Raw genomic sequence first — 23748 nt, 5'->3', positions numbered from 1 at the left:
CGGGTTTTATTTGAACGCACTGCAAATACGCTATCAACCTATCTATGCCATGTCGTCAACGCTTTCCATCCGACCAGAATATGGCCAGATGGAGAACAGCGCTTTGAACCGTTCCTTGAAAATCTGTTGCTTCGCTTGCATCAACGCCTTCCAGGGCGCGTATCTCTGTGCTGCATAAATAAAAAACTCTCATTCATTTGCTTTTAATAGCAATTGAAAGAGAGTTTTTTTTAATCATAACTAAAACCAATTAAACGCTTGTCACATGCTCCTCGCATTCCATAGAACAGAAGCCGTGATGGGTTTCCTCGCAGTCCGGGCATACAATATGCTGACGGTGGCAGGTATCATCCGCGCAGTTGATGTAGGTTTCCGCTGGGGCTTCACAGTGATAGCATTTTCCGACGACGACAGCTTCATCCGTGCGGTTAATGGTCACCGAAATCCGCTCATCGAATACATAACATTTGCCGTCGAAAAGCTTTCCTTGAACTTCCTCGTCTTTGCCATAGGTGACAATGCCGCCATCGAGCTGATAGACATCCTTGAAGCCTTCGCTTAGCATGACGCCAGTCAGCTTCTCGCAGCGGATACCGCCAGTACAGTAAGTAATGATCGGCTTGTCTTTCATATCCGCCATATTTTCGCGAAGCCATTCTGGAAATTCCTTGAAGGTTTTAAGATCAGGCCTGATTGCATTGCGGAAATGTCCGAGATCGTATTCGTAATCGCTTCGGCCGTCAAGCACAATAACGTCTTCCCTTTGCAAATAGTCGTGGAACTCTTTGGGAGACAGATGCGTGCCGGTTAGCGTATTAGGATCAAGCGGTTTGTCGTAACGGAGAGTAACGAGCTCCTTTTTGTAACGGACGAACATTTTTGGAAAAGCATGCTGATCGGCTTCATCGATCTTAAATACGATATCGGCAAATAACGGATTGGAGCGCAGGTCACGCATATATTGCTCCGTTTGCTCAATCGTTCCGGAAACTGTGCCATTGATGCCCTCGTCCGCAATAAGAATGCGGCCGCGCACGTTTAACTCCTTGCAGTAAGCCAAATGTTCGGCTGCGAATAGCTCCGCATCGGGAATCGCAACAAATTTATAATACAATAAGACCTGATAGTTGGAAGGGTTGTTCATTGCCAAATTCCTTTCTGTAACTAAGTTGAGAACATATTAGAGAACATATTATATTGTAATAGACATAGGACATGTTCACAACACCAACTGTGCTTATAATTTCTTTAGGATGACATCAATTTTCAAAATATAGGAAAGGATACGATTTTCCCATCCTTTCTCTATATTTCTCGGAATGAAACGTGCCGCGCCGCCAGAGGACGGCGAAAGCCGTTTCACCTTGACCCAATCGAGTCATTTTCTGCTATTTGATACAAAGGGAGTGCATTTAAAATGAGCGTTGTTTGGACCAAAGACAACATTACAGATGTGTCAGATCAAGTAGTCATTATTACAGGCGCGAATAGCGGGCTGGGTTTTGAAACAGCAGCAGCACTAGCTGAAAGAAAGGCAAAGGTTATACTAGCTGTTCGGAACATGGAGAAGGGAAGCGCGGCTGCCGGCAAAATAAAGTCGGTCTATCCGGGTGCACATGTGACACCGATGCAGCTTGACCTTGGTGATTTGAATAGCATCAGGGCATTCGCATCCGATTTTATGAATCAATACGACTCCTTATCTATTCTTATCAATAATGCTGGAATTATGATTCCCCCGCATCGTTTGACCAAGGATGGCTTTGAATCACAGTTTGGCGGAAACCATTTGGGCCATTTTGCCCTGACGGGCCTGCTTTTGCCAAAGCTTATTTCTACCCCAAATTCGAGAGTAGTTACCGTAAGCAGTATAGCTGCTCATAACGCTGCTATCCATTTTGACAATTTAGACGGTTCCAAGGGATATAGCGCTATAAAATTTTATGGACAAAGCAAGCTGGCCAATCTCATGTTCGCCAAAGAGCTTCAAAACAAGTTTCTTTCCAATCACGTAGATGCCGTAAGCGTAGCCTGCCATCCTGGAATATCGAATACCAACTTATTTTCCTTCGATTCAGGAAAACAGGCCAATACATTCATGCGTATGCTTACAGGATTATTAAGTCAGCCAGCCCATATGGGGGCTCTGCCTACCTTGTATGCTGCTACAGAACCGTCAATCAAGGGCGGGGAGTATATTGGTCCAGATGGGAGAGGCGGCAGGAGAGGCTACCCTAAGAGTGACGAGATCATTAATAAATTATACGCTGCTGATATTTCAAACCGGCTATGGAATATTTCAGAAAGCTTAACGGGTGTTTCTTACAAGTTCAACTAGGATTTGAATGCAAATCGGTATCGTGCTGCTACCTCATTTTTTGACGGACTGAGGTTCCGCTATTGTGGCATTTGAGGGGATTTTAGGCCGCAAGCGGACAGGAAAGCTGTTATAGCTCACATTATCCCGTCAAACTAACTAATAGCAGCGCATTAGCGTCTTCTGAGTCCGCAACCTATGCCGTCTCCTCTGTTCTGGTTGAAATAGCTGCTGCTGTGTCCGCCAAGTCATTGCACGAAGCCGCCTTTCGTTATGTGCGTTCAAATTCATATTCGAGGAATTCATAAGCGAGGACATTTTAAGGCAGGAGCGGAAGCGCGTTTGACGTGAAATTCAATTAGCATCTGGCTCGTTCACATTTGCATATATATCCTAAGTAATAAACCATCTGTAACAAAAAACTCCCTTCTGTGCGCTATACAGCAAACTGAAGGGAGTTTATTATTATTTTTTGCTCTATGATGAGCTTACTTAGGAAATTGCAAAGGGATAAAATGGTTGAATATCCCCGCTGCTTTGATTTTTTCGGGTCCGCTAATTTTGGTAGTGCACACACTTAAAACGACATAGCTTTGGCAAGTCGTTACTTTCTCAATAATCGTTATGCCAAGCAGGTCCACACCCAAATTGATAATTAAACTATTGTTTTTCTCTTTAATGTGCCCTTTCAGCCACTCAGCGTATTGCTGCTTGCTAGGTACTGTTAAAGCAGCTGCTACAAGTAGGAATAGAACGATAATAACCGTATATTTTTTCACACCCAACCATCCTTTTAGAGCATAGTCATATTTCGAATCAGTCTCGATTTCCCTAGCAGCCTCGAGCCATTACGATGTCTATATTGTATTGGATTATGTTAGCATGTCTACAAGCATTATAGCTATTATAGCTAGTAAGCAACTTAAGAGGAATACATTTTTGGAATTTATTTGATGAGAGAGAAAGGGTGGTAAAGATGAACAAGTATGGAGTTGTGGCTGTTCATGCTGCGCGGCTTATTTTAGATGACAATAATGTGAAGCCCGTAACAGCCTGGAATTCAGCTGCTACCAATGTATTTGGCGAAGGTACTTCTCAACAGAAAAAAGGATGTCCTAAAAATTCCTTTCTTGGCTTGTGTGAGGAGGGGCTAGTGAATGGTATTCATAAAGGTAAATATACGTTTACTGATGGGCCGCAGTTAAATAAGCAATATGCTGTTCGTGCTGTTCAAATATTAAGGAGCAAGCCTGAACTGATTGAGGATAAGTCTGCATTATGGCGGGAAGTTTTGAATGGTGTTCAGAAACAGCACAATTCACAAATGGATGTTGTACTCGCATTATGGAACAGCAAGTTAATTGTAGAGGAGTAAAGGGGTATGCAGATTTTCCTAGGTGCGAATACGTAACGTCATAAAATCCTTAACGCATTCGCACCTTAAGAAACTGTCTAACTATGATTTAACCACCATCATTTTGATTGCTTTGCCAGCCATTCCATAAGGGTGACGGCTTTGCCTTCAACCTTTACAGGCTTGCCATTATAGTCGCTCGACACTTCATTGTTCAGTACATAAATCCAGGACCAGTGCCCATTATATTCATAAGGACTGTTATCTCCTTTGCCTTTGACATACTGGCCGCTCAAATCGAGCACAGTGTCAAAATAAGAATAATGGACATTAGGCGCACCTGCAGCAATAAGCCTCTTATAAGTTGGCGTTGTGTTTTTTGCAGTTTCCACGGTTTGATCCGCTCCGGCGGCCGTAAACCAGATAGGGATATTTTTAAGCTTGGCGATATCTTTATTGGTTAGCCAAGTATCAAAATAGGCCTCTGCCGCCGGATAAGCAGCTGCAAAATAATTAGGATTCTCAAGAAGCATTTTAAGGGACATAAAGCCGCCGTTTGAACAGCCGCCAATATATATTCGCTTCGGATCAATATTCGCTTTATTGTCTTTGACATATTGTTTGATTAAAGCCGTCAAGGCGTTCGTATACATGCTGCTGCCATCTTGCGTATATTGCCCCGTGCCGTTATTCATCCAGAAGGTAGGGGTTTGTGGTACGAGAACAGCCGCATCGCCAAAAAATTTCTGTACAGCGTCTTCAGCTAACGCCGTTACCCGGTTGCCCAAAAGAGCAATTCGGGGATCGGTTCCCCCTTCTCCAGCCCCGTGCAGCCAGATGATCAGCGGGAGCTTCTTCCCATCGGTGTCAGGCAAATAAGATGCATAGGTAAGCGCAATGTCGCCATATTTAGCGTCTTTATAATCGAATTTTCCTGTTAGATCAAATTTGTCAACGGATTGCTCGATAACCGTATACGGGGTCTCCTGCGTTGTTGTCAAATCGTTGATTACATTACCAGCGGCGTCCTTGAGCACCTTCTGCTGAATAATCGTATATTGAAGGTCTACATATTGATTCGTAAAGGTCTGCAGATCAAAGTTAAACGTGCTTGCTGTAGCCAGATCAGGGTGGACGCTCATCTCAATCGTAATGTATTGGCCTGTTTGCTGGTCTAGCTTGTTGCCTTCCTCGTCTGAAAGGTAGGTGCTATTTATGCTTCTGCTGCCGCTATCGAAGCCTTCATAGGAGCTTTGGGTATCGAAGTTAAACATGGGATAATTTCGCTCTACTAAAATTTTGAAGCTGTCTTTAGCCAGCGAATTTCCTTGAATGGTGCTTCCTGTGTTCAAGACGATTTTATGCACGCTGGGACCCCAGTCAAAGCCTTTCACAACTAAGGAGTACGAGGGCTGCTTAGATTCGGAGCTTGAATTGTTTGCGCTTACATTTGTAAATGCAAAATGGGTTGAAGTAACCGCCAAAACAAGAAGGCTGGAAAATAACCCTTTATTCATCTTCATCATCATTCTCCTCCAGTTCAATAGCCTGCTGTAAGTAAGCGTATCACCTCAACCATAAAATGACAATATGATTTAAGGACTAAGCGCGACCCATTCTTTTACGAGCCAGCCTATTTGAAAGGATTCATAAAAATTGTCCGAAAATTCATATCCATTTAAGGTTGCATGTCTATAATTAATATTGTTCACATCCATATGGGACAGAAATGAGAGGCTACCACTATGAAAAAGACATTAGCAGCAAGCATGCTGATGATCAGTATTATGTTCAGCAGCACATTGGCGTCAAACGCAGCAGCAGCGGACAACTTGAATCGACTACAAGGCAACCAAAGTTCAATCGCGAGCGCACAACCAGATGGAGCGGACAACCCTGCTTCCAAATAGTCGAGCATACCTTAACGATTGCAAATAGCCAAAAAAGACTGATGAATGCTCATCAGTCTTTTTTGTACGCTTTTCCAGATGGAGCAGGGCGGAGGAGCAACTTGCTGCTAACCCCGCCTAACCGCTCAAGAAAGATGAACATAAAAGCTTGTAGACTCGCCTACTGTGCTTTTCGCGTAAATTTTCCCTTTATGCTGGTCGATAATGGACTTCGCAATCGCCAGACCAAGGCCGTAACCGCCTTGCTTGCGCGCCCGGGAGGAATCGGTACGATAAAACCGGTCAAAAATGCGGGTCAGATGCTCGGCGGCAATTCCTTCACCGGTGTTGGTGACCGCCAGCACAATATCGTTCTGCTGCTTCTGGAGCGACATGGTGACCGTTCCTTTGGCACTCGTATATTTGACAGCATTGTCCAGCAAAATCATAACGACTTGCTTAATCTGCTCACTGCTGCCCTGCACCATTAAATCGGGTTCAATGTCGTAGTCCAGAGACACATTTTTCTCAAAGATAACAGCCTCCATCGTTAAAATAATATTTTCAACCGCATCACTCATATTGAACTTGCTGTAGATCATGCTTGTTCGGGCATCATCCATTTCCGTTAAATACAGCAGGTCATTGGTCAGCTTCGTCATTCTTTCTGTTTCTGATTTGATGTAATGCAGCCACTTCGCCTGGTTGTGAATGGTATCTTCACTGTTGGAGAGCAGCACATCCGTATTGGTGTTAATGATCGTAAGCGGTGTTTTCATTTCATGCGAAGCATCGGCAATAAATTGCTTCTGTTTATCGAACGCTTCTCTCACGGGTCTGATCGACTGATTGGCGAAGAAACGGCTGGTGAAAAACAAGATGATCAGCATCGCGAGCCCAACGACAGAAAACGTATAAATTAAATTGGTCAAAATATCTTGCTGGGCAGTGACGTCAAGGAAAACCAGATTATAGCCTTCATTCGTCTGCTGCTTGAGAAAAGCCCAGTGGCTCCCATCCAAGCTGAACTGTCCGGTATTTTTAGTGACCGTCGAAGCCTCCTGCACCGCAGCTGCATAAAATTCACTGTCCATTTCGAATGGAGAGGTCGTGCTTGTAATGTTCCACTCGGCATCTGTTTTCAGCGAAAAAGCAACTGAACGCTCTGGACGTGAATCCCCATTATCCATAGGCCCGCTATCCATAGAACCTTTATCTATTGCCCCGTTATCTAGAGGTGCAGAAGGAGATTCGCCCTTGTGTCTGCCGGAGGGGGAAGCATCAGAACCGCCTGAGGGCTTCTGATAAAAATCGGCTACCCGGTGAATCTCATCATTAATATCTGCCTGCACATTCCGGTACGTAATGACGTAAATGGAAGCGAAGGCGATCAACATGACTACCGAAATGATGACCAAATTCACGATCAGGAACCGATTTCTGAGCTTCGTGAACATTAGGCAGTCACCTCTAATACATACCCTACGTTTCGAATCGTGTTAATGCGTACGGACGAATGCAGGAATGTAAACTTTTTCCGTAAAAAAGAGATATAAACCTCCACATTGTTGTGCTCCGCTTCTGAATCAAAGCCCCAAAGCTTCTCAATAATCAACTCCTTGGAGGTAATCGCCTGCTTCCTGACGATCAGCAGCTCGAGTAGAGCACTTTCCTTCAAATTAAGCTTTATTTCTTTATCTTTAACGGAAAGCTTCAAATTCGACGTGTTTAATTCGATATCCCCGAACTTTAAGGCATCCTCCGGCAGCACCTCGCCTTTGCGTCTTAGTGCAGCCCGTATTCGGGCAAGCAGCTCCTCGGATGAAAAAGGCTTGGCGATATAGTCATCCGCCCCATGATCAAGTCCAGCCACCATATCGGTAATTTCTCCTTTTGCGGTCAGCAGAATGACGGGGGTGGATACGCCCTCTTTACGGAGCTGCGTCAATACGCTGATTCCGTCCATTTCAGGCATCATAATATCAAGCAGCAGCAAATCATAAATGCCGCTCCGCGCATAATCGAGCCCAGAAACGCCATCATGGACCGCATCAACGGAGTAATTATGCTTCTTTAATATTTGGCTTAAAGCTTCAGCTAAATGAAGCTCATCTTCTACAATTAAAATTCTCATGGCCAGTCATCCTTTATATATAGGTTGTGTATGAAGGTGAAACGGCTGTCGCCGTCCTTGGCGGCTCGGCGCGTTTCATTCCGAGAAATATAGAGATAGGATAACGAAATGATATCCTTTCCTATATTTTTAATAAGGCCATTATATCAGGATTACCTTTAGTCAACCTTAATGTTTGCAGCGGAAAGGGGAATGGCGATCGGAAGCCGATCTTTTCATGAAGTGAAGCCCCATTCGCACCACTTTTTTTAAAATTAAAATTTTGTAAATTCATTTAAGTTTCGTTAAAGGTTTGGGGACTAAGATACGAATATAGCAAGCGAGAACACAATGCAAACAACGAACCAGATCGCCAAGCGAATAACATGCGAGACCAAATAGAGAGGATTTGAACGATATGGCCATTGAGGTTTTCAACCGATACGAGAACAAATATTTGCTTGATAGTGTTGCCTACCGCAATTTTTACCTTCAACTGTTGGAATACATGGAGCTGGATGATTACAACAAGCAGCATGAATTTTACTCCATCACCAACTTGTATTATGACACCGAGCATGATGCCTTGATTCGCAACAGCCTGTCCAAGCCGAAGTATAAGGAAAAGCTTCGCCTCCGAGCTTACGGCACTCCTAAGGAGGATGCGAAGGTTTATCTGGAAATTAAGAAAAAGGTGTTCGGGCTCGTTAACAAAAGAAGAACGGGACTGAAGCTGAACGAAGCCTATGAATTTGTCCGTACGGGACTTCAGCCAGAGCTGCAGGGGTACATGAACAAGCAGGTGCTGCAGGAAATTACATATTTTCTTCAGCAATATGAATTGCAGCCTAAAGTGTATCTGGGCTATGACCGCAAGGCGCTGTTCAGCAAAGAGAATCGCGACCTCCGCATTACCTTCGATACGAATATAAATTGCCGGCGATATGATCTGAGGCTTGAGAGCGGCAATTATGGCGAACCGCTGCTGGCCCCTGGACAATGGCTCATGGAAGTGAAGGCAGAGAAGACGATCCCAATGTGGCTGTCGAGAATGCTGTCCGAGCATCAGATGTATCGCACAAGCTTTTCGAAATACGGCAATGAATACAAAAAAATGCTGAAAAACAGCAAGCTAGAAATGGAGAGTGTCCTTTATGCTTGATTCTCTTTTTTCCACAACGCTCACGACAACGGATTTGACCTTTAGCTCAGCCGTTATCACGATTTTGTTATCCCTTGTTCTTGGCGGAATGATCAGCTACACCTATATGAAAACGAACCCGAATGGCTACTCGCAAAGCTTTACACTGACAATGGTGCTGCTGCCCGTCATCGTGGCCATTATCATTTTGCTTATCGGCAGCAATATCGCTAGAGCGTTCAGCCTTGCAGGAGCGTTCTCGATTATCCGGTTCAGAAGCGCGCCGGGCGATCCTAAAGATATCACCTTTGTATTGTTCACCATGGCAGCAGGGCTTGCCTGCGGAGTTGGCTCGTTCGGTTACGCGATCTTGTTCACGATTATCCTTTGTGTACTCATGGTTATCCTTAACCGCGTTAAATTTGGCGTAAGAAAGACGCTGCAAAAAGTACTGAAAGTAACAATCCCGGAAAATCTGGGGTATGAAGAAGCATTTGCTGAAGTTTTTGCCCAATTCAAAGTGGGTTACGCGCTTAACAAGATTCGGACGACTGAGCTAGGCAGCTTATACGAGCTGGTTTACACCGTGACCATTGATGAGCAGACGAATCAAAAGGAATTCCTCGATGCGATTCGCTGCAGAAACGGCAATCTGGACATTTCATTAACGATGAGCCCTACCACGTATGATTTTTAAGCAAACCAAACCCGAGAGGATGATTCATATGAAAAAGAATAAATTTCGCGAGATGCTAGGTGTTTTGCTCATTTGCTCGGTCGTATTATCGGCTTGCAGTACTTCATCGCAAGCAGCAACAACAACATCAGCGGTTACTACATCAGCCACTACCGCAGCAGCGGCGGCGAGTTCACAAAGCGGCGAGACCACTGCTGCTGCGCCAGCCAGTGTTGCCGTATCGGATGTAGTAACGTTTGATGAGGCGGACAAGGCGGTGGATTGGAGTGCCGAGACGTCGACGGCCATTAAGCTGAATGGAACAAGTGCAGCTGTTACTGGTTCAGGTGCGAAAGCTTCGGGCGGCTCCGTAACGATTTCGGCAGCCGGCACCTATGTGCTAAGCGGAACGCTGAGCGACGGGCAAGTTGTCGTGGATGTACCGGATGACGGAGATGTTCATCTCGTGCTTAATGGAGCTGATATTCATGATAACGACAGCGCTGGAATCTACATCAAGGAAGCGGGCAATGTAGTCATTACGCTGCAAGAAGGTACGGAAAATACGATCTCCGATGGTGAAACCTACGTATTCGCGGATGCTGCTACGGATGAGCCGAGCGCAGCTATTTTCAGCAAAGCGGATCTGACGATTAATGGCACAGGCAAGCTGACGGTAGTCGCAAGCTACAATGATGGAATTACAAGCAAAGACGATTTGAAAATCGTATCTGGAACCATCGATATCACGGCTGCGGATGACGGTATTGTCGGTAAGGATATGGTTGCTATTGAGGAGGGCACGGTAACGATTAAAGCCTTAGGAGACGGCATTAAATCGACCAATGACACCGATGAGGGCCGTGGATTTATCGCCATTGCAGGTGGAACGTTCACCATTGAAGCGGGCAATGACGGCATTCAAGCTGAAACGGCGCTGATTGTGGATGGCGGCACCTTCAAACTCGTAACAGGTGGAGGCAGCGTGAACGGTGAAGTGAAGCAGGAGGAAGGACCAGGCGGAATGGGCATGCAAAGAGGCGGAATGAACGCCACTTCGGCAGCCGGCACATCTACCGACGCAGCGGCGTCAGCCACTACGGAAACGACGGAAACCGATTCAACTAGTGCTAAAGGGCTAAAGGCGGGTGGAGATATGACGGTCAACGGCGGTACCTTTACGGTTGATTCCGCAGATGATGCCTTGCACAGCAACAGCAATGTGACGGTAACAGGCGGCGAAATGGAAATCGCGACTGGTGATGACGGCATCCATGCCGACGCACTGACAACGATTGCCGGAGGCAGCATTAACATCACGAAAAGTTACGAAGGCATTGAAGGAGCAAACATTACGATCTCCGGCGGCGAGACGCATGTCGTTGCTTCCGATGACGGCATCAATGTAGCGGGCGGCAGTGATGAAACGAGCGAGGCGGCAGGAGGCCGGGCAGATCAGTTCAGCGCATCCTCCAGCAACCTGCTTACCATTAGCGGTGGATATGTGACTGTGGATGCAGCAGGCGATGGACTGGACTCGAACGGCTCGATTACGATGACGGGCGGCACGGTTATTGTGAATGGACCAACGGGCAACGGCAATGGTTCATTGGATTACGACGGCAGCTTTGACATTAGCGGAGGAACGCTTGTGGCAGCAGGAAGCTCAGGCATGCTTCAGGCCACAGCTGATGATTCCAGTCAAGCCACAATCGCGATGACGTTCTCCCAAGCTCAGCAGGCAGGTACGCTAGTCCATCTTCAAGATAGCGACGGCAACACGATTATGACCTTTGCTCCATCGAAAAACTATCAAGCTGTAGTCATTAGCTCACCGGAGCTTGCGCAAGGCGGTTCCTACACCCTCTACACAGGTGGAAGCTCGACCGGCAGTAATACAGATGGCATGTATATTGATGGTACCTATACAGGTGGAACGAAAGTGACCGATTTCGAAGCATCAAGCAGCGTAACTTGGTTGAATGAATCCGGCGTAACGACTGCCAGCAGCGGAGGCGGCTTCGGCGGTGGTGGAGGTGGAGGCGGAAGACCTCAAGGCGGAGGCCGATAATAACGGAAATAGATAAAAAAATGCCCTTTCGGACATCTTATCCGAAGGGGCATTTTTTGCCGTTAGCCGCATTTTCTTCAAACGCTTTCATTTTCGGAAGGTTGCGATTAAAGGGACGGATTTAAGGCCGTTATCAGAAAATTCGCAATGAAACCCGAATGATTAAAGAGCGCTTATTGTAAATGTTCGTTTTAAATCATTGACAAACAAGGAAGCAATTGATTAAAATGAGTTTCTAAAAATAGATGCATCAGTGCGCAGTATAATTTGACTTGGGGAGGCTAGTGAATAGCGATGGAACGATTTTTTCGCTTGAAAGAGCATGGTACGAACATTCGTACAGAGATTATGGCAGGACTGACGACCTTCATGACCATGGCGTACATACTGGCTGTTAATCCGATTGTGCTCACACCAGCCGGATTTGACTGGGGAGCCGTATTTTTGGCCACGGCACTGTCAGCAGGTATTTTCACGATTGCCATGGGGCTGTTCGTTAATTTCCCCGTAGCTCTCGCGCCCGGAATGGGGCTTAATGCGTATTTTGCAGCTACGGTTATTTCTTCACAGGCGACTGGAAAACCGATTTCCATCGCGATGGGACTTACAGCGGTTTTTATTTCGGGTATTATTTTTATTATATTGACCGTGACTCAAATCAGGCAAATGCTGATTATTGCCGTACCAGACAGCCTTAAGCATGCGATTACTGTCGGTATCGGCTTGTTTATTGCGATTATCGGCCTGAAGGGCAGCGGCATTATGACGATTGCCGTATCCAGCTTCACGGATATTAAGCAGGGCGCTTATACCGACGTATCGGGCTCGGAGACGGTTATTCACCTTGGCAGCCTGCACAATGGTACGGTAGCACTCACGGTTGTGGCGCTGTTCATTATCGGGATTATGATGGTGCTTCGCATTCCTGGGGCGATTTTGTGGGGGATTCTGCTCACGACGGCCATTGCGATTGTTATCGGTCAGGTGAACGTCAGCGAGAAACTGAGCGGACAAACATGGGTGCCTGATTTTTCAAAAATGAATTTATTCCACTTTGATTTCCCTGGTGTATTGGAAGTTGGCCTCGTGACCGTCATTCTGACGTTTACGTTCGTCGAGCTGTTCGATACCTTCGGAACGCTTGTCGGCACGGCGAACCGCGCTGGCTACATGAAAGATCCGGTGGAAGGCAAGAAGCGCATCGGCAAAGCGATGTTCGTCGATGCTATCGGCGTTAGCGGCGGCGCAATGCTCGGAACGAGCACAGTGACAGCGTTTGTGGAAAGCTCCTCCGGTATCGCGCAGGGCGGACGTACAGGCCTCACCTCGGTTACGACAGGTATCTGCTTCCTGCTGGCTGTGTTCCTCTCGCCGCTCGTTGCACTTGTGCCTCCAGCAGCTACGAATGCGGCTCTCATTATTGTCGGCGTGCTGATGATGCAGTCGATCAAGGAAATTGATTTTTCGGATATGGTTTATGCAATTCCGTCATTTTTGACGCTCGCCTTGATGCCATTTACGTACAATATTGCGAACGGCATTTCGTTCGGTATCGTATCGTACGTTGTATTGGCCTCGGTTGCCAACCTGTCAGGCAAAGCAAAGGAAAAATACCATATTCACTGGCTCATGTGGATACTCGCCGTGCTCGTCATCGGGCGCTACGTATTCATGGGCGGCGAATAAACAACAAAAAGCGTTCAACCCGCTCATGCAGCAGGGTTGAACGCTTTTTTTACGTTTAATAAGGATAAAGAAATTCGTACAAGCCATTACTTGAAAAACAGGAAGCTCGTTGGCAGCTTGCGGAGCTGGCGATCGGAAGGGCTATTAATGACGCTGCCGTTCCAGATCAGCGACGAGGAGCCGCCGCCATCGAGATTAAAGCCATTAACGGCGCCGTAGCGCTTAAGTAAAATTTGCAGTTCTTCCAGCGTCGCGCCGGAGCTGCCATTCTCGTTATAGCCATCGGCGACGAGAAGTAGCAGCTGATTGTCCTTGTAGTTCGCGATGACCGTGCGAGGTGCGCGCTTGGGGCTATTTTTCCACTTATCGGGAATCGGCATGGCGGCACCATTTTGCAGCAGAACAGGCACGAACGAAGCGCCAAACTTCATGTGCTGGCTATCGAGCTGCGCCTTGCTCGTGAACTTACCGCCGACGAGCTCGTTATCCTCGTTCAAGCCGACAAAAAATAAATCGGCAAACGATGGTTCAAAGCCATTCACATATTCGCCGTCAATCATCGTCGTGCTTAGCGGGTAGCGAACGCCCTGAGCGTCTGCGAAGCCTCCGGCATTGATGCCGATATACGCGCCAAGGCGCTTCACCGCTGCGAGCGTCGTCTCCGCGCCGCCATACTTGTCTCCACCGAGCGACATTTTCATCGCATCGTCTGATTTCAGCTCGATTTTCACCGCGTAGCTTTGAAAGTTTTGCGTCTTGATTTGGAAGAGCTGGGCGCGAAGCTTGTCCGTATTAACGGTAGCCGACGGTGCTCCAAGCTTGCTCGTAATGAGCTGGTCGTAAATTTCAAGCGGTATGCGGGCTTGGGCAGCTGCGGTGCTGGCGATTTGCTTCATTTCCGCATTGGTCCGGTTATACAGCGTAATTTCCTTCTTAATCAGCTTTCCCGTCTGCTCGGCTGTTGTACGAGCCTGCTCCAGTCCCGCCGCTGTCTTTGAGGTGAAGGCTGCGGGCTCTTGCCGCTGCGCTTCAGCCTCGTGAACGGGAAAAGCAGTGGTGGACAGCTCAACGGCCACCTCCGACAGCAGCAGCCAAAGCAGCATGCCGAGAAAAGGGGTACACGCGAGCAGCATCGTCCTATTGAGTGCTTTTACGGATACATTCATTTCAACACATCCAGATTTTTTTGCAGTTCGTTCAGCTTCTTCTTCACTTCATTAAGCTGGGTGTACAGCTTGTTGCTGTTGTCGGTCTTGGAATCGGCATTATCCTTCGTAAAGGTCAACAGCTCATTCAAGGCATCCACCTTGGCATCGAGCTGGGCCAGCTCTTCCTTATAGGAAGCTTCCAGCTTGTCCATCCGCTGCGTGTAGTCCTGCTGCATCGCAGCGATTTGCGCGGACGTCTGGCGCTCCAGATCAGCTGCGACGTCGCGCTGGATTTTGTCGCTGTACCATTTGGCGCCCATAATGCCGCCGGAAATGAGAATGATCCAGACGATAACGAATACGAAAAAAGCGCGATTGCTCCGTTTGCGCCGCCGCAGCGGCTCATGGTGGCTGGAGAGCTCAGCTTCTTGCAAGTTGCTCATATTTTAACGTTCACCTCATTTTGAAAGTCATATTGTGTGCTGCAACGAGGCTGAACGAACTGCAATCGTAACCTGACTTATACGGCTATAGTATTGGACGGAAAAAAAGCCATTTTGTTGCGCGTGTCACTACATTGTAACAAAGAATAGGGCGCAGGTCTTGTTGTCCTTTTGCGGAGGCTGGCAGTTGAGGTATAATAAGGGTCAGGCGATTGTATAGCAGCAGCGGCTGCAGCAAGCCTGTAAAGGAGGCTGTATAGACATGTCAGTTGAGTTTAATGAAACCCAGAATGAGTCACCATCCTATGAAAAGGCGATATTCGCCGGAGGCTGTTTCTGGTGCATGGTTTCTCCATTCGAGGAGATGCCCGGCATTATCGAGGTAGTATCGGGCTATACAGGCGGTCATGTGCCGAATCCAACCTATGAACAAGTCTGCTCGGAGACGACAGGCCATACTGAAGCGGTGCAAATTACATTTGATCCGGCGATTTTCCCCTATGAGAAGCTGCTTGATGTTTTTTGGCAGCAGATCGATCCAACCGATCTGGCTGGCCAGTTCGCGGATCGCGGCAACTCGTACCGTCCCGGCATCTTTTATTATAGCGAGGAACAACGGGAGAAGGCGGAAGCCTCGAAGAAGGCGCTTGATGCAAGCGGCCGATTCGATAAGCCTGTCGTAACGCCGATTGAACCGGCGCAGCCTTTTTATTTGGCGGAAGATTATCATCAGGGCTTCTACCGTTCAAATCCGCAGCGCTACAAATCTTACCGCAAAGGCTCTGGACGTGAGGATTTCCTCGCAAACCATTGGCAATATAAGAAGAGTCTGGGAGAGCTGAAAGAGCGACTGACGCCTATTCAGTTCGAAGTGACGCAAAACAGCGGCACGGAGCGGGCATTTACCGGCGAATATTGGGATCATAAAGAAGAAGGCATCTATGTGGATATCGTGTCGGGAGAGCCGCTGTTCAGCTCGCGCGACAAGTTTGATTCAAGCTGCGGCTGGCCAAGCTTTACGAAGCCGATTCAGGAATCGAAAGTAACGGAGCACCGCGATATTAGCCATTTTATGATCCGTACGGAGGTCCGCAGCAAGGCGGCTGATTCGCATCTGGGGCATGTTTTTAATGATGGCCCTGGACCAAATGGCTTGCGCTACTGCATTAATTCCGCAGCTCTTCGTTTTATTCCAAAGGATCAACTTGAGGCAGAGGGCTATGGCGAGTATGCGGCCTGGTTGAAAGCTTAATTTGAGGAACGGGGGAATGGACATGCAAGTGGAAGAGGCTATAAGGGGAAGACGTACAATCGGAAGGGTCAAACAGGACCCGATTGATCGCCGTCTCATTGAAAAGCTGCTGGAGGCGGCTAGCTGGGCGCCGAGCCACCATAATACGCAGCCATGGAAATTTATCGTCATGACAGGAGAGGGCCGCGCCAAGCTGGGCGAAGGCTACGCGCGCGTTGCGCTGGCTTCACTGGAGACCGGCATAGGTACCGCTCTTGAGGACCGCCTGGCGAAGGAGCGCTCTAAAGCCTACCGGGCGCCTGTCGTCATTGGCGTCGTATGCTCGCCGGCAGAGGACCCGCGCGCTGTCTATGCGGAAGAGCTGGCGGCCGCGCATGCCGCTGTGCAAAACCTGCTGCTCGCGGCCCATGCCAATGGACTGGGCGCCATCTGGCGCTCAGGCGAGCCCATGTACCATCCGCTGATGAAGGACACATTTGGCCTTGATGCGGAGGAGCAGTTTGTTGCCCTTATTTATCTCGGATATCCCGATATGCAGCCATTGGAAGCGAAACGGACATCCGTCTCCGATAAGACGGTATGGCTGGAAGGGTAAAATGAATTATAGATTTTAATAGCCGAAGTCCCAAGCCTTCCTGAACCGCATTAGCATGCGGGGATGGGAGGCTTTTTGGCGTGGAATAGCAGCTTCAGGACACTTAAGCCGATAAAAAAGTCGTGAAACTGGCAGTGATAGGTCGTCCAAGCGGCGGCACATCGAGGGAAGGCCAGACTACAATGAAGAAAAACAGATGAGCAGCCTGGTGAATAACCGCGAGCTTGGTCACTGCCCTTCCAGAGGAGGAACTGAATATGCTATTTTCTAATCCTATATTAAGCGGTTTTTATCCTGATCCGAGCGTGTGCCGTGTCGGGGACGATTATTACTTGGTGACGAGCTCGTTTGAATATTTTCCAGGCGTTCCGATTTTTCATAGTACGGATTTGGTCAACTGGCGGCAAATCGGGCACTGCCTGACGAGAGAAAGCCAAGTAGCCCTGCACGGAAGCCCAAGCTCCAGAGGGATTTTTGCGCCGACACTAAGGCATCACAATGGGCGCTTCTATATGATTACGACGAATGTATCGGTAGTCAAAAATTTTTACGTATGGGCGGACAGCCCTGAGGGCCCTTGGTCGGAGCCGGTATGGCTTGAGGATTGGCCGGGTATCGATCCGTCGCTGCTCTTCGATACGGATGGGAAAGTCTATATTACCGGAACGAGCGTCATGTTTGGCGGTGAGCTTCCGGGCATTTACCAGGCAGAGCTGGATTTGCAGTCGGGCCATCTGCTTAGCGAGCGGAAGCTGATCTGGGAAGGAACAGGCGGTTCCTTTCCTGAAGGGCCGCATCTTTACCGAATCGGCGCGTGGTACTACCTCATCATTGCCGAAGGCGGTACCGAATACGGGCATATGGTCACTGCGGCGAGGAGCAAGGAGCCGTTTGGACCGTTTGAAAGCTGCCCGCATAATCCGATTTTGACGCAGCGCAGCACGGATAACCCGATACAGGCGACCGGACATGCCGAGCTTATCCAAATTTCCGAGCAGCAATGGTGGGCGGTGTTTCTTGGCATCCGCCCGATAGGCTACCCGGCGGCGCATCATTTGGGCCGCGAAACGTTTGGCGCGCCAGTGACTTGGACTGCGGACGGCTGGCCGATCATTGGCAACCATGGCCGGGCGGCATTAGAGCTGGAGGCGCCGTCATTGCCGCTCAGCGAGCGGGAAGCGTGGCAGGAGCTGGATGATTTCAATCAACCGCAGCTCGCGCTCAGTTGGAATTTTTTGCGGAATCCGAGCGAGTCAAGCTGGTCGCTTGCGGAGCGTCCGGGCTGGCTGGCGCTGCACGGCAGCGCCTATACGCTGGACGATACGGAGTCGCCTGCATTTGTTGGCCGGAGGCAGCAGCATTTTAAGGCAAAATGGTCGACTTTAATGGCATTTCAGCCGCAGCAGGACGGAGAGGAAGCGGGGATGACGGTGCTCATGAATGAGCGCTACCATTATGAAATTGCACTCGCCAGGCTGGAGGGCAAAAATCGGGTGATTTTGCGCCGCCGGATCGGAAGCCTTTGGAAAATTGAGCATTCGGCGGATTACAACGACACTCTTATCGAGCTCGGCATTGCAGCAAATGAAACCCATTATACGTTTACCTACTCAGTACCGGATGGGCAGACGCATGTATTAGGAACGGGAGAATGTGCCATGTTATCCAAAGAGGTAGCTGGCGGCTTTACAGGGGTGTATGCCGGACTTTATGCAACGGGAAATGGAGAAAACAGTACAGCGCCAGCGTACTTCGACTGGTTCAAATATGAAATAGAGGCATAGCAGGAAGCGTATGGCAGCTGGGAGCGATTTTCGACAAAGGTTTCGACAAATTTCCCGATAAAGATTGATCTTCCTTCCTAGAGCGTGCTAAGTTTCATGATAATGGCATTGAAATTTTGGCTCATTATCTATGTAGTCGCGGAGAACGGGGGGCTTGTGGATGAACAGTCGATTGAAAATTTTATCGTGGAGCTCGATCCGAACGAGATTGATTACCAGCGTTTTACTATTTACATTGCCGCTCATCGTATTGCTGCTGTATAACAGCTTTTATTCGATTGATGTCGTGCGCAATCAGGTGGCCAACTCGAACCGGAATATGATGACCTTGTATATGGATCAGATTGACCAGAGCCTCGAGGATGTTGATCAATATGTGAACAGCATCGCCGCTGTTGATCCGGATTTGCTCGTAATGGGCACGACAAGGCAGCCGGATGAATATTATATGGCGAAAATCAGCCTGTCCAACAAGCTGTCGCAAGCGCTGGCGATTTATAAAAGCATGGACGCTTTTTTCGTCTATTCGGATCAGGAGAAGGAATTAATGCTTAGTCCGCAAGTAGGCAGGCCCTTCGGAGAACGGGAAAGAATGCGGGGGTTTTTGAACCAGGTGATGCTCGACAAGAACAGCAACGGAAGCTTGCTGAATACCGCTCATTGGAAAATTACGCAGTTGAATAATCAATATTATATTTATCATATCGTGGAATCGGGCGGCAGCTATATTGGTGCCTGGGTAAATGCCAATCGATTAATTGGCGCGCTGGGATTGATTGATCTGGGTGAAAAGGGACAGTCGCTGCTGACGACGAGCGATGGAATCCCGCTAACGACGTCCAGTCTGTTTCAGGAACATGGTATTGAGCTCAATCATAGCTTGGCTGATTATTATATGACCGGGGATCAAACCCGGTTTCTTGTCGTAGGCTCCCCTTCGCTTCGAGGGGATTTTAATCTAGTTGCGGTCATACCAGATGAAAAAATACTTGAAAATCTCCCTTATTTGCGGAGTCTGATCACCTTTGTCGCGCTGGGCTCGCTGATCATTTTACCGCTTGGACTGCTTATGCTGCGCCGGGAAATATTGATCCCGCTGAACCGGATTTTAGCGGCGATGAAGCGGATACGTGAAGGCAATCTGGACGTCCGAATCAAGGCTGCTCCTAGTGCCGAGGAGTTCAAGCTAGTTAACGAAACATTCAATACGATGATGGCGGATATTCAGCAGCTGCGAATTGATGTATACGAGGAGCAGCTGAGCAAGCAAAAGGCGGAATTGCAGCATTTGCAGCTGCAAATCAATCCCCATTTTTTCATGAATTCTCTGAATATGATGTACAGCCTCGCCCAGGTGCGCAATTATGAGCTGATTCAAGAGCTGACGCTGTGTTTGGTAGGCTATTTCCGCTATATGTTCCGCAGCAACCTCAGCTTCGTTTCCTTGAAGCAGGAGCTGGATCATGTAAGCAACTATGTCCGCATTCAGGAGCTGCGTTATCCGGACAGCCTGACAAGCAGCATTGACGCGCCTGATTATTTGATGAATGCCAGCCTGCCGCCGCTCATTATTCAGTCCCTTGTTGAAAATGCCGTAAAATACGCCGTTACGCTGGATGAAGCGGTGCATATTCATATTCGCATTGAGCTTCTGGATACGACCGATGAACCCAAAATGCGAATTGTCGTGCAGGACACAGGCAAAGGCTTCGAGGAAGAGGTGTTGAAGGAGCTTCAGGAAGGACGGAAATTAATGAGGGAACAAGGCGGACAGGTCGGCATTTGGAACATTTGCGAACGGCTGCGGCTGCTCTATGAAGGCCGGGCGCAAATATCATTCGCCAACGCTCACGGTGGAGGGGCGATTGTTGAAATCATCCTGCCGATGAATGCGGAAGCGGAGCATAGCTAGCGAAGGGGGAGTTTACATGTATTCGGTACTCATTGTCGATGATGAAGTGCATGCGGTCAAGGCGATTGAATCGGCCATCGATTGGGACAAGCTTCAAGTGAGCGAAGTGTATACCGCCTATAATATCCGCCAAGCGAAGGAAATATTCGATCAGCAGGCCATCGATCTGATGCTGTGCGATATTGAAATGCCGCAGGGCAGCGGATTGGAGCTGCTGGGGTGGGTGCGTGAGAAATACCCGAAGACGGAGTCGGTGTTTCTGACCTGCCACGCCGATTTTGAATTCGCGAAGCAGGCGATGAAGCTCGGCAGCCTTGATTATATTCTCAAGCCGATTCCCTATGCGGAGCTGGAGAAGGTTATTGTCAAAGCGACCGACAAAATCAATAAGGACAGCGAGCTCGCCCAGTTCAGCGAATACGGGCAATATTGGTTTAAGCAGCAGCCGATTATGACGGAGCGGTTTTGGCTGGACATTTTGAACCAGACGATTCCAGCTTATGAAATCTCGATTAAAGAGGCGGCAACTGAGCGTTATTTGCCCTATATGGAGCATTTGCGGCATTTGCCGATTCTGATCTCGGTTCAGCGCTGGCGCAAAAAGCTGTCGGTACGCGATGAAAAAATTATGGAAATCGCCCTGCGCAATGCGGCGGAGGAGACGATTTTGAACCATGGCGCTAGCGGGCATTTGGTGCAATGGGAAAAAGACAAGCTCGTTGCGCTGCTGCCGATGGAGATCAATAACGAGCCGGAGCTTGCGGCTTTGCGAGACGCCTGCTCCTTGTTTATTTCGGCTTGCAATGCCTATTTCTATTGCGATCTTTCCTGCTACATTGGCGAGCCCGTGCCTAGCTACCAGCTGTCGGCGATGGCAAGGCGGCTAGCCGGCCTCGATCAGAACAATGTTGCGCTTAGCAATATCGTTTTGCATACTAGCGGCAGATCAAGCCTGACGCCAGAGATGAAGCTGCCCGATTTAAGCCTGTGGGCCGTGCTGCTGAAGGAAGGCTCCAAGGACAAGCTGCTCGCGGCAATAGACGCTCATCTTAAGGAGTGCATTCGGCTGGGAACGCTTGATGCGAAGCGGCTGCATACGTTTCATCAGGATTTTCTGCAAATGATGTATTATATGCTCCAGTTGAAGGGTATTGGGGCCCATCAATTGTTTGGCGATGATGAGTCTATTGAGCTGTCGAGCCGGGCGAGCCGTTCGGTGACGGACATGTATGCCTGGATCGATCATATTGTGACCAAAGCGGCGGATTATGCGAAGTCTGTTGAAGAGACTCAGACGGTAGTCGAGCGGGTCATTGCTTATATTAAGCTGAATCAGAACAAGGAAATTACGCGCGAGGAGCTGGCGAATCATGTGTTTTTGAACCCAGACTACTTAACGCGTATTTTCAAAAAGAAAACAGGCTTGTCCATTTCCGATTATTTGCTCAATGAGCGTCTGCTTGTAGCGAAGGAGCTGCTGATGCAGACGGATATGCCGGTCAGCGCGATAGCGGTTCACGTAGGCTATGCGAACTTCTCGCATTTTTCAAGGATGTTTAAGAAGTACGCAGGCGTCAATCCGCTGGAATTCAGGCAAAACTATGAGCTCGAACAGCAGGGCCGTTGAAATGGTCGGAAAACGCTTACCAAAAAGTCGTCTGCGGGGCAGTAGCGGGTATGGGGATTCTCTACAATGAGGATAGATTCACTCGTTAGAGACGAGCCGAATCTCGATACTATAAAGCATCGGGGGAATTACGAATGAGAAGGATAACAACAATGATTAGCTTGGTCCTCGTGCTGGGCATGGTGCTGAGCGCATGCGGCGGCGGCAACAAAGGCAGCAATGGAGAAGCGGGCACAGGCACAGCAGGAGCAACCAATTCGGGCGGCAAAACAGATGCGGCAGCAGAGCTTACCGTTGCGTATGTGACGTTCGGCAATACGCCTACTGACCTGCAGGCGGTTCAAGATGAGCTGAACAAGCTGACTAAAGAGAAAATCAATGCAACGGTGAAGCTTCTCCCAATCGGTATCGGCGCTTGGAACCAGCAAATGAATCTCATGCTTACGAGCAACGAGAAGCTGGATCTGATCGTAACGGGCAGCAGCGCGACGTTTGGTTATGCGCCGCAAGTAGCGAAGGGCCAGCTGCTTCCGATTGACGATCTGCTAGAGCAGTATGGACAAGGCATTAAATCGGCAGTAGGCGAAGATTTTATTAAAGCAAGCAGCATTGGCGGCAAAATTTATGCTGTGCCTTCGATTCGTGATTTGGCGGTCAATTATGGCGTGCTGGTCCGGAAGGATCTTGCTGATAAATACGGCATCGACGCCTCCAAGATCAACTCTCTTGACGCGTTGGAAGGAATGATGAAAACGCTGAAAGAGAACGAGCCGAGCATGGCGGCTATCTCTCCGGGAGCGGCTGGGCAATCGATTGCTGACTACCTGCTCAAGCTTGATAAATTAGGTGACGGCTTTGGCGTTCTGATTAACAACGGGCAGGATGATTTAAAAGTAGTCAACTACTTTGAGACGCCAGAATATGCGGAGCTGCTCAAGCGTATTCGCGGCTGGTATCAAGCCGGTTATATTTTGAAGGATGCGGCGACGAACAAAGAAGGCATCGCGGATTTGATTAAAGCGGGACGTACCGCTGCTTATGTGGCTAACCTGAAGCCTGGCATCGAAATGCAGGAATCGCGCATTGTGGGTACGACAATTGTGAAGGGTGAAATTACGGCTCCAGTTTCCAAAACAGAAACGGTAACTAACATTATGTGGGGCATTCCGCGTAATGCGACGAATCCTGAAGCATCCATGAAGTTCTTGAACCTGATGTACAGCGACAAAGATATTATTAACTTGATGGACTGGGGCATTGAAGGCAAGCATTATGTGAAAACCGATCAAGAGAACGTTATTAAATATGCAGATGGCGTAGATGCCAACAACAGTGGCTACAACCCGAATACAGGCTGGTTATTCGGCAACCAGTTCATGTCCTATTCTTTTGAAGGGGACAACCCGGATATTTGGAAAGAAACAGATGAATTTAACAAAAACGCAACAAAATCCAAGGCACTAGGCTTTACCTTCGATTCCGCGTCGGTAAAAACCGAGTTTGCTTCGGTAACGAATGTTCTGAATCAATACAAGCTGGGTCTGGAAACAGGTACGCTTGATCCGGACAAAACACTGCCAGAATTTATCTCCAAGCTGAAAGCAGCAGGCATCGACAAAATCGTAGCCGAAAAACAGAAGCAGCTTGATGCATGGGCGGCAGCGAAATAAAATAGGCAAAGCAATCTGGCACAAACACAGCAACCGCCAATCCTCCTCGTGAGGGTTGGCGGTTGCTTGT

At 48.4% G+C, this 23748-nt stretch carries 20 protein-coding genes; 13 read left to right on the top strand and 7 right to left on the bottom strand.

The window, feature by feature from the left end; translation table 11 throughout:
- Positions 1–250: 250 nt before the first annotated feature.
- On the bottom strand, positions 251–1144 hold the full coding sequence (trhO, locus tag ASF12_RS05820) for an oxygen-dependent tRNA uridine(34) hydroxylase TrhO (protein WP_056030795.1): 894 nt from the start codon (positions 1142–1144) through the stop codon (positions 251–253).
- A 273-nt stretch (positions 1145–1417) separates the two neighbouring features.
- Between trhO and ASF12_RS05815 the strand changes: the two genes are divergently transcribed.
- Complete coding sequence (locus ASF12_RS05815; RefSeq protein WP_056030791.1) at positions 1418–2338, top strand: oxidoreductase; 921 nt, start codon at positions 1418–1420, stop codon at positions 2336–2338.
- Positions 2339–2805: 467 nt separating this feature from the next.
- Here the strand turns inward: ASF12_RS05815 and ASF12_RS05810 are convergent, their stop codons facing one another.
- Entirely contained in the window at positions 2806–3096 is a 291-nt protein-coding gene (locus ASF12_RS05810) for a hypothetical protein (protein ID WP_056030788.1), read from the bottom strand.
- Between the two features lie 197 nt (positions 3097–3293).
- Here ASF12_RS05810 and ASF12_RS05805 point away from each other — a divergent pair, with 197 nt between their 5' ends.
- Positions 3294–3692, top strand: coding sequence for a DUF6979 family protein (locus tag ASF12_RS05805; protein ID WP_056030786.1), 399 nt, complete (start codon positions 3294–3296; stop codon positions 3690–3692).
- A gap of 98 nt (positions 3693–3790) precedes the next feature.
- On the opposite strand, the gene ASF12_RS05800 is transcribed toward ASF12_RS05805, so the two are convergent.
- Positions 3791–5188, bottom strand: coding sequence for a prolyl oligopeptidase family serine peptidase (locus tag ASF12_RS05800; protein ID WP_162241881.1), 1398 nt, complete (start codon positions 5186–5188; stop codon positions 3791–3793).
- A gap of 228 nt (positions 5189–5416) precedes the next feature.
- Here ASF12_RS05800 and ASF12_RS34255 point away from each other — a divergent pair, with 228 nt between their 5' ends.
- Complete coding sequence (locus tag ASF12_RS34255; protein ID WP_155972812.1) at positions 5417–5581, top strand: hypothetical protein; 165 nt, start codon at positions 5417–5419, stop codon at positions 5579–5581.
- 125 nt (positions 5582–5706) lie between these two features.
- Here ASF12_RS34255 and ASF12_RS05795 read toward each other — a convergent pair whose 3' ends face one another.
- Complete coding sequence (locus tag ASF12_RS05795) at positions 5707–7017, bottom strand: sensor histidine kinase (protein ID WP_056030779.1); 1311 nt, start codon at positions 7015–7017, stop codon at positions 5707–5709.
- Positions 7017–7694: a response regulator transcription factor gene (locus ASF12_RS05790; protein WP_056030776.1), complete on the bottom strand. Its 678-nt coding sequence runs from the start codon at positions 7692–7694 to the stop codon at positions 7017–7019. Before ASF12_RS05790 ends, ASF12_RS05795 begins: the two co-directional genes overlap by 1 nt.
- Before the next feature lie 397 nt (positions 7695–8091).
- On the opposite strand from ASF12_RS05790, the gene ASF12_RS05785 reads away from it, so the two are divergent.
- The 4 genes from ASF12_RS05785 to ASF12_RS05770 all read left to right on the top strand — a co-directional run bounded on the left by ASF12_RS05785 (position 8092) and on the right by ASF12_RS05770 (position 13247).
- Complete coding sequence (locus ASF12_RS05785; RefSeq protein ID WP_056030769.1) at positions 8092–8835, top strand: polyphosphate polymerase domain-containing protein; 744 nt, start codon at positions 8092–8094, stop codon at positions 8833–8835.
- Entirely contained in the window at positions 8828–9511 is a 684-nt protein-coding gene (locus ASF12_RS05780; RefSeq protein WP_056030766.1) for a DUF4956 domain-containing protein, read from the top strand. The genes ASF12_RS05785 and ASF12_RS05780 overlap by 8 nt, the downstream gene beginning before the upstream one ends.
- Before the next feature lie 28 nt (positions 9512–9539).
- On the top strand, positions 9540–11561 hold the full coding sequence (locus ASF12_RS05775) for a carbohydrate-binding domain-containing protein (protein WP_056030763.1): 2022 nt from the start codon (positions 9540–9542) through the stop codon (positions 11559–11561).
- Between the two features lie 294 nt (positions 11562–11855).
- Positions 11856–13247 (top strand): NCS2 family permease, encoded by a 1392-nt coding sequence (locus tag ASF12_RS05770; RefSeq protein WP_056030758.1) that lies wholly within the window; start codon positions 11856–11858, stop codon positions 13245–13247.
- 86 nt (positions 13248–13333) lie between these two features.
- On the opposite strand, the gene ASF12_RS05765 is transcribed toward ASF12_RS05770, so the two are convergent.
- Positions 13334–14413, bottom strand: coding sequence for a phosphodiester glycosidase family protein (locus ASF12_RS05765; protein WP_056030754.1), 1080 nt, complete (start codon positions 14411–14413; stop codon positions 13334–13336).
- Positions 14410–14838: a hypothetical protein gene (locus ASF12_RS05760; RefSeq protein WP_056030751.1), complete on the bottom strand. Its 429-nt coding sequence runs from the start codon at positions 14836–14838 to the stop codon at positions 14410–14412. Before ASF12_RS05760 ends, ASF12_RS05765 begins: the two co-directional genes overlap by 4 nt.
- Before the next feature lie 262 nt (positions 14839–15100).
- Between ASF12_RS05760 and msrB the strand changes: the two genes are divergently transcribed.
- From msrB to ASF12_RS05730, 6 genes are all read left to right on the top strand, one after another.
- The gene (gene msrB / locus ASF12_RS05755) at positions 15101–16090 is read left to right on the top strand and encodes a peptide-methionine (R)-S-oxide reductase MsrB (protein ID WP_056030748.1); all 990 of its coding nucleotides are present in this window, start codon (positions 15101–15103) and stop codon (positions 16088–16090) included.
- 22 nt (positions 16091–16112) lie between these two features.
- The gene (locus tag ASF12_RS05750; RefSeq protein WP_081418702.1) at positions 16113–16685 is read left to right on the top strand and encodes a nitroreductase family protein; all 573 of its coding nucleotides are present in this window, start codon (positions 16113–16115) and stop codon (positions 16683–16685) included.
- A 257-nt stretch (positions 16686–16942) separates the two neighbouring features.
- A complete protein-coding gene (locus tag ASF12_RS05745) occupies positions 16943–18469 on the top strand; it encodes a glycoside hydrolase family 43 protein (RefSeq protein ID WP_056030742.1) in 1527 nt (508 codons plus the stop codon).
- Positions 18470–18629: 160 nt separating this feature from the next.
- On the top strand, positions 18630–20381 hold the full coding sequence (locus tag ASF12_RS05740) for a sensor histidine kinase (protein WP_056030739.1): 1752 nt from the start codon (positions 18630–18632) through the stop codon (positions 20379–20381).
- Positions 20382–20397: 16 nt separating this feature from the next.
- Positions 20398–22008 (top strand): response regulator transcription factor, encoded by a 1611-nt coding sequence (locus ASF12_RS05735; protein ID WP_056030736.1) that lies wholly within the window; start codon positions 20398–20400, stop codon positions 22006–22008.
- A 152-nt stretch (positions 22009–22160) separates the two neighbouring features.
- Positions 22161–23678 (top strand): ABC transporter substrate-binding protein, encoded by a 1518-nt coding sequence (locus ASF12_RS05730; RefSeq protein ID WP_235533049.1) that lies wholly within the window; start codon positions 22161–22163, stop codon positions 23676–23678.
- Positions 23679–23748 lie beyond the last annotated feature (70 nt).

This window comes from Paenibacillus sp. Leaf72, assembly GCF_001422685.1.
In the GTDB taxonomy this organism is placed as follows: Bacteria; Bacillota; Bacilli; order Paenibacillales; family Paenibacillaceae; genus Pristimantibacillus.
The sequence above is the reverse complement of the archived record's forward strand: the minus strand, read 5'-3'. Positions and strand labels throughout refer to the sequence as shown.